The following is an 11,588-nucleotide window of genomic DNA, read 5'->3' as shown; positions in this document are numbered from 1 at the left end:
CGCCCTGCAAGGGCCATGACAAGAGACGCTGTTCAGCGGGCTGACGAGACGTCCGGGTGCGCTCAGCGCGCGACCAGGCCCCGGTCCACGAGGTAGTTCCGTGCGACGTCCTCCGGGAGGCGACGCCAGCTGTCCACCTGTTCGTTGAGGTGGGCCAGGTCGGCCGTGGTCAGGACCGTGTTGAGGCGGGCAAGGGCCCGCGTGACGCTCTCGTTCCCGGCCCGGGCGCGGTTCACGACGGGGACGATGTGATCGGCGTTCTGCAGGTGCTTGTCGTCGGCGAGCAGGACGAGCCCGAAGTCGTCGAGCGTGGCATCGGTGGTCGTGGTGAGCACCAACTGGTCCTGGCCGTTCTGGACGGCCTGCTTGGCCGGGGTGGTGCCGACGCCCTTGGGGTCCACGGCGGTCACGTCGATGCCGTAGACCTCCTCAAGACCGGGTGCGCAGTACGGCCGTCTGACGCATTCGTCCCCGGCCGCGAGCCGGACGGGGAGACCGGTGGCACCGAGGTCGCTGAGGGTCTTCAGCCGGTGCTCGGCGGCGAACGCGGCGGTCACCGCGAAGGCGTTCTGGTCGACGGCACGGCCCGCGTCCAGGACGGTGAGCCCGCGCGGCCCCGCCAGCGCGCGGAGCGCGGTCATGGTCGCGCCCAGGTCGGGCGAGCCGACGGTCGGCGCGTCCGCCCCGTTGACCTTGGCGTTCAGCCAGTCCGCGAAGGTAGCCGCGTACTCCGGTACGACATCGATCTGACCCTGCTCCAGGGCGGGTTCGTACAGCTCGCGGTTGGTGACGGAGAGGATCTTCGTCCGGTATCCGGCCTCCTGGAGCAGCAGGGCGTACATCTGGGCGAGCAGGTCGCTCTCGGTGAACCCGGCCGAGCCGACGGTCAGCCGCCGGCTGTCGCCCGGCGGGACCGTCACCGCGTCCCGGTCCTCCAGGGACGGACCCGCGGCACAGCCGGTGGCGCCCACGAGGAGGCAGACGGCCGCCAGGAGGCCCCGCGGCCGTCTCACGCGCCCCTCCCCCGCGCCCCGTCGGGCACCAGACGCCGGACGGCCTCGAAGACGCCCTCCACGAGGAGCGCGAGCCCCGCGACGAGGCAGGCGCCGGCGACGACCTGCGGGGTGGAGGCGAGGTTGAACCCGGCGGTGATGATCCGGCCGAGCCCGCCCCCGCCGGCGAGGGCGGCCACGGTGGCGGTGGCGACGAGCTGGACGGAGGCGATCCGTACGCCGGTGAGGACCAGGGGCAGCGCGAGCGGCAGTTCGACCCGGGCCAGGGTCTGACCACCCGTCATGCCCATGCCCCGGGCGGCCCGTACGACATCGGCGTCGACGCCCCGGATCCCCACGTACGCGTTGGTCAGCAGCGGGGGCACGGCGAACAGGACGAGGGCGATGATCGTCGGCCAGTCGCCGTACGAGCCGATCGGGCTGAGGAGCAGCAGCACGAGGACCGCGAAGGTGGGGACGGCCCGGCCGGCGTTGGAGACGTTCACCGCGAGCGCGCCGCCCTTGCCGAGATGCCCGAGGACGAGGGCCACCGGCAGGGCGATCGCGCAGCTGATGACCAGCGAGACGACGGTGAGGAGGAGGTGCTCGCCGAGACGGTGCCAGACGCCGTTCTCGCCGGACCAGTGCGCGGCAGTGGTCAACCAGGACCAGGTGGCGGAGAGGGTGGTCATGCCGCCCGCCCCCGGGTCCAGGGGGTGAGCAGGCGCTGGGCGCCGATGAGGAGCAGGTCGGCGGCGACGGCGATGAGGACGCAGAGCACGGAGGCGGTGAGGACCTGGGCCTTGAAGTAGGTGTTCATCCCCGCGTAGATCAGGTTGCCGAGGCCGCCGTGGCCGACGATCGCGCCGATGGTGACGAGGGAGACGGCGGAGACGGCGGCGATCCTCAGGCCGGCCATGGCGGCGGGCAGGGCGAGCGGCAGCTCGACGGCGAGGAGGAGCCGGACCGGCCCGTACCCGAGGCCGCGCGCCGCCTGCCGGGTCTCCTCGGGGACCGCGCGGAGCCCGGCGAGGATGTTCCGGACGAGGAGGGTGAGGGAGTACAGGACGAGGCCGGCCACGACCAGGGCGGCGGACAGGCCGTACACGGGCAGGAGCAACGAGAACATCGCGAGCGCCGGAATCGTGTACAGGAGCGTGGTGACCCCGAGGACCGGGCCCGCAGCCCAGCGCCAGCGGCGGGCGCCGGCCGCGAGGGGCAGGGCGATGAGCAGGCCGAGGGCGACGGAGACGCCGGTCAGCTGGACGTGCTGGACGACGGCGTCGGTGAGGATCTCGCTCCGGGTGGACAGGTAGGCGCCGCAGATCCACTCGTTGCGGGCGAGGCAGTCGTCGGGCGGCGCGATCACCCTCCCATTCGAGGCGGTACGGGGCTGCCGCGCACCTGGGCCGGTCCGTTCGGGTCGGCGGGCCGTGACGCGGTCGGCTGTGACGCGGTCAGCTGTGACCAGCCGGCCGTGACGTGGTCAGCAGTATGAGGTCTGCCGTGGTCCGGTCAGCCGTGATGCGGTCAGTTGTGGTCCTGGAGCACCGAGAGGACGTTGCCCGCCGGGTCCGTGAACCAGGCGATGGCCGGTCCGCCCTCGACCCTCATGACGCCCTTGTCGTCGGTCTCGAAGTCCGGATAGCGCTCCAGGGTCACTCCGCGACCGGTCAGCTCGTCGACGGCCCCGTCGATGTCGTCGACCTCGAAGTTGAGGATCGTGAAGGTGGCGGGGGTGTGGTCGTCCTTGGGGTAGACGAAGATCCGGGTCCCCCCGGCCAGGGTGAGGAAGAGCATCCGCATGTCCCCCTCCCCCTCCTCCTCCACCGTCAGGCCGAGGGTCTTGCCGTAGAAGCGCCGGGCGGCGTCGAGGTCGTCGACCGAGAAGCCGCTGAATGCGGAGGTTTCGCCGAACATGACGTGCTCCCTTCCGGGGGCCTGATCCGAGGCACCCCTTCCAGGATCCGCCGACCGGCCGGACTCCGCCGCCCGTCGGGCGGCGGAGTCCGTGCCCGTCGCGGTGCGCTCAGGGCGCGATCGGCAGCTGACGCTTGTGCTCGGTGAGCTCGTAGCGGCGCACGATCGAGGCGAAGGCGGCGGCCGCGACCGGCTTGCCCTCCAGGAAGTCGTCGATGTCGTCGTACGTGACGCCGAGCGCGTCCTCGTCGGGCTTGCCCGGGTCCAGGGTCTCCAGGTCGGCCGTGGGGACCTTCCACACCAGCTCGCCCGGGGCGCCGAGCTCGGCGGCGACCGCGCGGACGCGGCGCTTGGTGAGGCCGGTGAGCGGGACGACGTCGGCGGCGCCGTCGCCGAACTTGGTGAAGAAGCCGGAGACGGCCTCCGCGGCGTGGTCGGTGCCGACGACGAGACCGTCCTGGGCTCCGGCGACCGCGTACTGGGCGATCATCCGCTGGCGTGCCTTGATGTTGCCCTGCACGAAGTCCTGGTGGCGGGCGTCGCGGAAGGCCACCCCGCCGGCGACGCAGGCCTCGAGGGCCGCGTCGCTCGCCGCCTTGACGTCCACGGTGAGGACCTGGTCGGCCCGGATGAAGCCCAGGGCGGTCTGCGCGTCCTTCTCGTCGGCCTGGACGCCGTACGGCAGGCGCATCGCGTAGAAGGTGGCGTCGTGACCGGCGGCGCGGGCCCGCTCCACGGCGAGCTGGCAGAGCCGGCCGGCGGTCGTGGAGTCGACGCCTCCGCTGATGCCGAGCACGAGGCACCGCAGACCGGTGGAGGTGAGTCGCTCGGCGAGGAACGCCACCCGGCGCTCGATCTCCGCCTTCGGGTCGAAGGTCTCGGAGACCTGGAGGTCCCGGGCGATCTGCTGCTGGAGGGCGGTGGACGCCGGGTCGGTCACGGGGGTCTCCTCGTCAGGTTCGGTCGGCGGCGGCTCGGCGGTGTGCGGTGCTCCGCCCGTGGGTGCCGGGGCCGCGCGCCGTCGGGTCTACGGGGTCGACTCTACGCACCGGGGCCCGGCGCCGTCGTCCTGGCCTGCTGGTCCCGGCGGGGGGCCTCCGTTCCCGGACACGCCGCCTCGTGGCGGGGCGGTTCCACGCGCGCGCGAGCGGGACCTCGCCGGCGCCCGGTGCCGCACCCCGGCCCCCGGCCGTCGGTCCCCGCGCCGCCCTGGACGGCCCTCAGGCCTGCCGGGGCCCGCGGAGCGCCCGGTCGAGGCCGTCCTGCGGAGGACCGGTGAGGGCGCGCACGAAGATCTCCTCGTACGCGGGCTCGCCGATGGTGGCGCGGACGGTGTCCGTGTACTTCTCCCGCAGCGCCCGCAGGCCCGGCAGTCCGCGCCGGGGCTGGCCCGTGGCACGCCAGTAGGCCTCCCCGGTGCCGGACACGTCGGCGGCCCGCTCGCCGTCGCCGGCCGCCGCGAGGGCGGTGGCGAGCACGTCGAGACCGAGGGCCACGCCGAGGCTCGCCCCGAGGCGGCGGGTGCCTTCCAGCATGGCGCGGGCGTGGCCCGCCGCGGTGGCCGGGGCGCCCTCCAGGAGGCCGGTGAGGGCCAGCTGGTACTCCAGGGCGGTCCGGGTCCAGTGCTCGTCGAGTCCCTCGCACAGGGCGCGCAGGGCGAGGGCCCGCTCCCGGGCCTCGGCGAGCCGGCCGAGGCCGGTGAGGGCGAAGACCCGCACCAGGTGGCAGCGGAGCCGGGCGGCGGAGTCGCCGGGGCCGCCCCGGGCGGCGGCGAGGACGTGGCCCACGATGACGTACGCGGCCATCGGCCGGCCGGTGGTCAGGGCGAGGAGCCCGGCGAGGGCGGCGGCGTCGAGCGTCAGTTCACCGGGTCGCCCCGGGCCGCCGGTCCCCGAGCGGTCACCGTCCCCGTCCACCCACCGCGCGGGGCCGCCGCTCCCCGACCGGTCACCGTCCTCGTACCCCCACCGCCCCGTACCGCCGCTCCCCGGCCGCTCGCCGTCCTCGTCGTCCGACCGCACGGCGTCCCGTGCGCGCCCGGGCTCCCGTTCCGTGCTCTCGGTGTGTTCCGCGTACCGGGCCTCGCGGGCGCAGCGTTCGCTGACGTCCTGGGCGGGGCCGAACTCGCCCTGGAGGACGAGGGTGACGCCGAGTGCCCACAGGGCGCGGGCCCGGACGCGGCCGCGGGCCTCGCTGAGGAGGAGGGCCTGTTCGAGGCCGTCGCGGGCTTCGCGCAGGCGGCCCCGGCAGGACCATGCGAAGGCGACGGAGCCGACGAGGTCGAGGGCGGCGTCGGGGTCGGTGCGCAGCAGCCGGTCCAGGGCGGTGCGCAGGTCGGTGTGGTGGGCGTCGACGGTCCGGTACCAGCGCAGCTGGCGGGCGCCGTGCCAATCGCTCTCCGCCCGGCGGGCCAGACCGCGGAAGTGGGCGGCGTGCCGGGCGGCGACGGCCCCGGTCTCCCCGGTGCGGTCCAGCCAGGTCGCCCCGTACGCGCGGATCGTGTCCAGCATCCGGTGTCGCCCGCCTGCGTCCGGGGGGCGTACGACGCAGGCGCGGACGAGCCCGGCGAGCGCGTCCGGCAGGGTCGCCCGGTTCAGCGGGCCGCCGGCGCACACGGCGGTCGCCGACGCGAGGTCGAAGGGGCCCCGGAAGACGGAGAGGCGGGCCCAGAGGAGCCGTTCGAGCGGTGCGCTCAGTTCGTGGCTCCAGCCGATGGCGGAGCGCAGGGTCTGGTGGCGGCTCGGCCACACCCGCTCGGGGTGCACGAGCAGGTCGAAGCGGGCGCCGGGCGGGGCGTCGAAGCGGGTGCCGAGCTGGTCGCGTACGGCTTCGGCGCCCTGGAGGCGGATCTGCGCGGCGGCCAGTTCCAGGGCGAGCGGGATGCCTTCGAGGCGTACGCAGATCTCACCGGCGGGGCCGGCCGCGGGGAAGTCCTCCCCGGTGGCGCGCCGGAGCAGTTCAAGGGCGTCCCGTCCGGAGGGGGGCAGCGGGTCGAGGTCGACGACCCGCTCCCCCGCGACGCCGAGGGGGAGCCGGCTCGTGGCCATGACGGTGAGCCCGGGGGCGGCGGCGAGGAGTTCGGTGACGAGCCGGGCGCACGGTTCGGCCAGGTGCTCGCAGGAGTCGAGGACGAGCAGCAGCCGGTCGTCGGCGAGGCGGCGGCAGAGGCCGGTGGTCGCCATGCCGGGGGTGTGGTCCGACAGGTCGACGGAGTCGGCGACGAGTGCCACGAGCAGCCGGTCGCCGTCGAGCGGCGTGAGGTCGGTCCACCAGACCCCGTCGGGGTAGTGGTCGGCAGCGCGGTGCGCGGCGCGCAGCGCGAGCCGGGTCTTCCCGACTCCCCCGACGCCGGTCACGGTGACGAGGCGGTGATCCGCCAACGCGGCGGAGATCCGCTCCAGTTCCGTGCGGCGTCCCACGAAACCGGGGTTCTCGTCCGGAAGATGTCCACGCACGGGAGCAGTCTCTCTCATGACGGCCGCGAACGGGCCTCCAGGACGGCTTCGTTACGCACCTTCGACCGTCACGACCACCGAGTGCCACCCCTGCGCGCCGTCGGGCATCGTGGTGGTGCGCCGTTCGGGCTGGGTGGCGCCGGTGCCGTCGGTGGCGCGGACGGTGAGGGTGTGGCGGCCGGGGGTGGCCGTCCAGGGGTACGTCCACTGGCGCCAGGTGTCGCGGCTGTCCTCGGCGGCGAGCCGGGCGTCCTGCCAGGGGCCTTCGTCGATCCGTACCTCGACGCGCCGGATGCCCCGGTGCTGGGCCCAGGCGACGCCCGCGACCATGACGGTACCGGTGGCGGGGCGGCCGAAGGGGCGGGGGGTGTCGATGCGGGACTGGGTCTTCACGGGGGCCTGGGCGGCCCAGCCGCGCGGGACCCAGTAGGCGTCGTAGGCGTCGAAGGTGGTGAGCTCGATGGACTCGATCCACTTGCAGGCGGAGACGTATCCGTAGAGGCCGGGGACGATCATGCGGACGGGGAAGCCGTGGGTGAAAGGCAGGGGCTCGCCGTTCATGCCGAAGGCGAGGAGGGCGTCACGGCCGTCCATGATCTCCTCGACGGGGGTGCCGATGGTCATGCCGTCGACGGAGCGGGCGACGAGCTGGTCTGCGGCGCCGCCCTCGGAGGGCGGGCGGACGCCGGCCTCGCGGAGCAGTTCGGCGAGGGGGATGCCGAGCCAGCGGGCGTTGCCGACGTAGGGGCCGCCGACCTCGTTGGAGACGCAGGCGAGGGTGATGTCCCGCTCGACGGTCCTGCGGGCCATGAGCTCCCGCAGGGTGAGGGTGAGTTCCCCGCGTACGCCGGTGCCGTGGAGGCGCAGCCGCCAGCGGTCGGCGTCGACCTTGGGGACGACGAGCGCGGTGTCGACGCGGTAGAAGTCGCGGTTCGGGGTGACGAAGGGGCTGATGCCGGGGACGCGGAGCTGCGCTCCGGCGGGGACGGGCGGGGCCGGGGAGGCGGGGCGGGGCAGTCGCACGGCCGCGCGGGAGGCGACGGCGTTCTCCTCCACCGGGGAGGTGACCGTCCTGCCGAGGGCGGCGGCGCCGGTCGCGGCGAGTCCGGTGGAGGCGGCGACGATCAGGAAGCGCCGCCGGTCGGGGCGGGTCGCTCCGGCCTTCGGGGGTGTCGTGGTGAGCAGGCCGGTCAGGGCGTACAGCAGGACCGCGCCGACGGCGGCGCCGATGAGGGAGGGCACGGCGTCGAGGGCGGAGTCGGAGTCGGGGCGGGTGACGGCGGCGAGGGCCCCGAGGACGCCGAAGGCGGCGACGGCGAGGGCGCCGAGCCGTCGGTGGCGGAGCGCGAGCAGCCCGATGCCGAGGGCGAGGAGGGCCAGGAGGAGCAGGATGCCGAGCTGGAGGACGGTCTTGTCGCTTTCGCCGAAGGTGCGGATCGCCCAGTCCTTGAGGGCTGCCGGGGTCCGGTCGACGACGGCGTCGCCGATGGCGAGGACGGGGCCCGCTTCGGGTCGTACCCGGGAGGCGACGAGGTCCGCGACGGCGAGCGAGACGTACGCGGCGAGGAGGCCGCCCAGCGCGGCGAGGAGCCGGTCGGTACGGGTGGGCTCGCGGTCCGTGTCCCGTGGGGCCCCGGTGGTCCTGGTGGCTTTCATGGTGGGTACTTCGGCACCCGGTGGTCGCCGGATGGGTGTCTTCACCCGGGTGGCGTAGCTTCGGCGGGTGCGGGTGCGGCGCGGTCGCAGGACGCCAGGGCGGCGCGGCGTCAGCGGGTGCGGGGCGGTCGGATGACGCCCAAGGCAGCGCGGCGTCAGCGGGTGCGGCAACGGTCGCAGGACGCCCAGGGCAGCGCGGCGTCAGCGGGTGCGGGGCGGGGTGTCGTGGCCGTCCAGGTGCTCGCCCGGGGTGGCGAGTTCCTCGACGGCGCCGGCTCCGACGACCGCGCCGGTGGACTTCTTGCCGCGCCGCAGCCGTCCTTCGAGCCAGGAGGCGAAGGTGGTGAGGGCGAAGTTGAGGATGATGAAGATGACGGCGACGACCGTGAAGCAGGCGATGGTGTTGGCGCCGTAGTTGGCGCTCAGCGGGCGGACGGAGGCGAGGAGTTCGGAGAAGCCGAGCATCGCGCCGCCGAGCGCGGTGTCCTTGACGATGACGACGAGCTGGCTGACGAGCGCCGGCAGCATGGCGGTGACGGACTGCGGGAGGAGCACGTACGCCATGGTCTGGCCCTTGCGCATGCCGATGGCCTTCGCCGCGTCGGTCTGGCCGGTGGGGAGCGCGAGGATGCCGGCCCGGACGACCTCGGCGAGGACGGACGCGTTGTAGAGGACGAGGCCGGTGACGACGGCGTACAGCGGGCGGGTCTCGGGGCTGATGGCGGCGAACTCGGAGTAGGCCGCGTTGGCGAACAGCATGAGGATCAGGACGGGGATGGCCCGGAAGAACTCGACGACGGTGCCGGCGGCGCCCCGGAGGGCACGGTGGTCGGAGAGGCGTGAGATGCCGAGGAACGCGCCCAGGGGCAGGGCGATCACCATGGCGAGGGCGGCGGCGATCACGGTGTTCTTGAGGGCGGGCAGGACGTAGGTCTCCCAGACGCGCGCGTCCGTGAAGAAGGGGGCCCACTTGGCCCATTCGAGCTGGTTCTTGTCGGCGAGGCTCACCGTGACCCACCACACGACTGCGGCGAGGGCGGTGAGGAACAGCAGGGTGTAGAGGAGGTTGCGCCGCCGGGCGCGGGGGCCGGGGACGTCGTAGAGGACGGTCGGTCTGGTCTTCACCGTCTCACCGCCGCCTTCTTGGCGACCCAGCCGAGGAAGAGCCCGGTGGGCAGGGTGAGGCAGATGAAGCCGACGGCGAAGATCGCGGAGATGAGGATGAGTTGGGCTTCGTTCTCGATCATCTCGCGCATCAGCAGGGCGGCTTCGGCGACGCCGATGGCGGCCGCGACGGTGGTGTTCTTGGTGAGGGCGATGAGGACGTTGGCCAGCGGGCCGACGACGGAGCGGAAGGCCTGCGGGAGCACGATGATCCGCAGGACCTGGGGGAAGCTCAGCCCGATGGCGCGGGCGGCCTCGACCTGCCCGAGGGGGACGGTGTTGATGCCGGAGCGGATGGCCTCGCAGACGAAGGCGCTGGTGTAGGCGATGAAGCCGAGGACGGCGAGCCGGAAGTTGATGGTGGTGAAGCGGTCGGCGCCCATGCTGACCCCGAGGGTCTGGAAGAGGCCGAGTGAGGTGAAGACGATGATGACGGTGAGGGGGATGTTGCGGACGATGTTGACGTAGACGGTGCCGAAGCCCCGCATCAGGGGGACGGGGCTGACCCGCATGGCGGCCAGCAGCGTCCCCCAGATCAGGGAGCCGATCGCGGAGTACACGGTGAGCTGCACCGTCACCCAGAAGGCTCCGAGCAGGTCGTACCCGTGCAGGAAGTCGAACACGGCGACCCACTCACTTCACGACGACGCCGATCTTCGGTGCGGGTTCGCTCTGGTAGCCGGCGGGGCCGAAGTTCTTCTTCACCGCCGCGTCCCAGGAGCCGTCGGCGACCATCTTCTCCAGGGCCGTGTTGATCTTGCCCTTGAGCTCGCTGCCCTTCTGGACGCCGATGCCGTAGTTCTCGTTGCTCATCTTGAAGCCGCCGAGCTTGAACTTGTCCTTGAACTGGCTCTGCGAGGCGTATCCGGCAAGGATCGAGTCGTCCGTGGTGACGGCGTCGATGACACCGTTCTCGAGTCCGGTCAGGCACTCGGAGTATCCGCCGTACTCCTGGAGCTGGGCGTCGGGGGCGATCTCGTCCTTCACGTTCTGCGCGGAGGTCGAGCCGGTGACCGAGCAGAGCTTCTTGTTGTTGAGGTCGGACGGCTGCTTGATGGAGTCGTCGTCGGCGCGGACCAGGACGTCCTGGTGGGCCAGGAGGTAGGGACCGGCGAAGTCGACCTTCTCGGCGCGCTCGTCGTTGATCGAGTACGAGGCGGCGATGAAGTCCACGTCACCGCGCTGGAGCAGCGTCTCCCGGTCCGCGCTCTTGGCCTCCTTCCACACGATGTCGGACGGGTCGTGGCCGAGTTCCTTGGCGATGTACGTGGCCACGTCGACGTCGAAGCCGGTGTAGGTGCCGTCGGGGGTCTTGAGGCCGACGCCGGGCTGGTCGAACTTGATGCCGACGGTGATCTCGTCGCCGCCGTGGTCGCGCGGCACGGCGCCGGCCGCTCCGCTCGCGAGTCCTGCGGAGGTGACGGAGAGGACGACGGCGGCGGCGACGGCCACGGCGGCCCTGCCGGTCCTGAGCGGGTTCATGATCATGAGGATCACCCCTGGGGGCTGCTGGTCGGGCGACGGCCGTGGTCCACGGCCGGCTGCGGCTAGTGGTGGAGGATCTTGGACAGGAAGTCCTTGGCGCGGTCGCTGCGCGGGTTGCCGAAGAACTCGTCCGGGGTCGCCTCCTCGACGATCCGGCCTTCGGCCATGAAGACGACCCGGTTGGCGGCGGAGCGGGCGAAGCCCATCTCGTGGGTGACGACCACCATCGTCATGCCGTCCCTGGCGAGTTGCTGCATGACCTCCAGGACCTCGTTGATCATCTCGGGGTCCAGCGCGGACGTCGGCTCGTCGAAGAGCATCACCTTCGGATCCATGGCGAGGGCGCGGGCGATCGCCACGCGCTGCTGCTGGCCTCCGGAGAGCTGCGCCGGGTACTTGTCCGCCTGCGAGGCGACGCCGACCCGGTCGAGCAGGGCGCGGGCGCGCTGCTCGGCCGCCTTGCGGTCCTTCTTGCGGACCTTGATCTGGCCCAGGGTGACGTTGTCGAGGACCGTCTTGTGCGCGAACAGGTTGAAGGACTGGAAGACCATGCCGACGTCGGCGCGCAGGGCCGCCAGTTCACGGCCCTCGGCGGGCAGGGGGCGTCCGTCGACGACGATCTCGCCCCTGTCGATGGTCTCCAGGCGGTTGATCGCCCGGCACAGCGTCGACTTCCCCCCGCCCGACGGCCCGATGACGACGACGACCTCACCGCGGTGGACCGTCAGGTCGATGGACTGGAGGACGTGCAGCGTGCCGAAGTGCTTGTCGACGGCGCGCAGCACGATGAGCGCGTCGCCGCTGTCCGGGACGGGCATGGCACCCTCCTGGCTCGCGCCCCCGCTTGCCGCTGGCTTCTCACGTTCATGCTCCGCCCTCCGTCCGCACCCCGCACGCCGGAGGGGGCGCGCACCGG

11 protein-coding genes are annotated in these 11,588 nt (G+C 73.1%); all 11 read right to left on the bottom strand.

The genetic code is table 11. The features are described from left to right. Window positions 1–62: 62 nt before the first annotated feature. Window positions 63–1,013, bottom strand: a complete 951-nt coding sequence (locus tag ABZ567_RS17620; RefSeq protein ID WP_360790372.1) for an ABC transporter substrate-binding protein — start codon at window positions 1,011–1,013, stop codon at window positions 63–65. Beyond that, window positions 1,010–1,684: an ABC transporter permease gene (locus ABZ567_RS17615; protein ID WP_360790371.1), complete on the bottom strand. Its 675-nt coding sequence runs from the start codon at window positions 1,682–1,684 to the stop codon at window positions 1,010–1,012. Before ABZ567_RS17615 ends, ABZ567_RS17620 begins: the two co-directional genes overlap by 4 nt. After that, on the bottom strand, window positions 1,681–2,361 hold the full coding sequence (locus tag ABZ567_RS17610; RefSeq protein ID WP_360790368.1) for an ABC transporter permease: 681 nt from the start codon (window positions 2,359–2,361) through the stop codon (window positions 1,681–1,683). Before ABZ567_RS17610 ends, ABZ567_RS17615 begins: the two co-directional genes overlap by 4 nt. 161 nt (window positions 2,362–2,522) lie before the next feature. Then, window positions 2,523–2,912, bottom strand: a complete 390-nt coding sequence (locus ABZ567_RS17605) for a VOC family protein (RefSeq protein WP_360790365.1) — start codon at window positions 2,910–2,912, stop codon at window positions 2,523–2,525. Window positions 2,913–3,021: 109 nt separating this feature from the next. Next, window positions 3,022–3,852 (bottom strand): ammonia-dependent NAD(+) synthetase, encoded by an 831-nt coding sequence (gene nadE / locus ABZ567_RS17600; protein ID WP_360790362.1) that lies wholly within the window; start codon window positions 3,850–3,852, stop codon window positions 3,022–3,024. 280 nt (window positions 3,853–4,132) lie between these two features. Then, window positions 4,133–6,367, bottom strand: a complete 2,235-nt coding sequence (locus tag ABZ567_RS17595; protein ID WP_360790359.1) for an NB-ARC domain-containing protein — start codon at window positions 6,365–6,367, stop codon at window positions 4,133–4,135. 51 nt (window positions 6,368–6,418) lie between these two features. Next, on the bottom strand, window positions 6,419–8,023 hold the full coding sequence (locus ABZ567_RS17590; protein ID WP_360790356.1) for a molybdopterin-dependent oxidoreductase: 1,605 nt from the start codon (window positions 8,021–8,023) through the stop codon (window positions 6,419–6,421). A 201-nt stretch (window positions 8,024–8,224) separates the two neighbouring features. Next, on the bottom strand, window positions 8,225–9,148 hold the full coding sequence (locus tag ABZ567_RS17585) for an amino acid ABC transporter permease (protein ID WP_360790354.1): 924 nt from the start codon (window positions 9,146–9,148) through the stop codon (window positions 8,225–8,227). Further along, window positions 9,145–9,810, bottom strand: coding sequence for an amino acid ABC transporter permease (locus tag ABZ567_RS17580; RefSeq protein WP_360790351.1), 666 nt, complete (start codon window positions 9,808–9,810; stop codon window positions 9,145–9,147). The genes ABZ567_RS17585 and ABZ567_RS17580 overlap by 4 nt, the downstream gene beginning before the upstream one ends. Window positions 9,811–9,820: 10 nt before the next feature. Next, complete coding sequence (locus tag ABZ567_RS17575) at window positions 9,821–10,669, bottom strand: glutamate ABC transporter substrate-binding protein (RefSeq protein ID WP_360790348.1); 849 nt, start codon at window positions 10,667–10,669, stop codon at window positions 9,821–9,823. A gap of 65 nt (window positions 10,670–10,734) precedes the next feature. Next, window positions 10,735–11,490, bottom strand: coding sequence for an amino acid ABC transporter ATP-binding protein (locus ABZ567_RS17570; RefSeq protein ID WP_360790346.1), 756 nt, complete (start codon window positions 11,488–11,490; stop codon window positions 10,735–10,737). Window positions 11,491–11,588: the final 98 nt, after the last annotated feature.

This window comes from Streptomyces sp. NPDC016459, assembly GCF_040632845.1.
In the GTDB taxonomy this organism is placed as follows: domain Bacteria; phylum Actinomycetota; class Actinomycetes; order Streptomycetales; family Streptomycetaceae; genus Streptomyces.
Note: the sequence above shows the minus strand (reverse complement) of the source record. Positions and strands in the feature narration are given on the sequence as shown.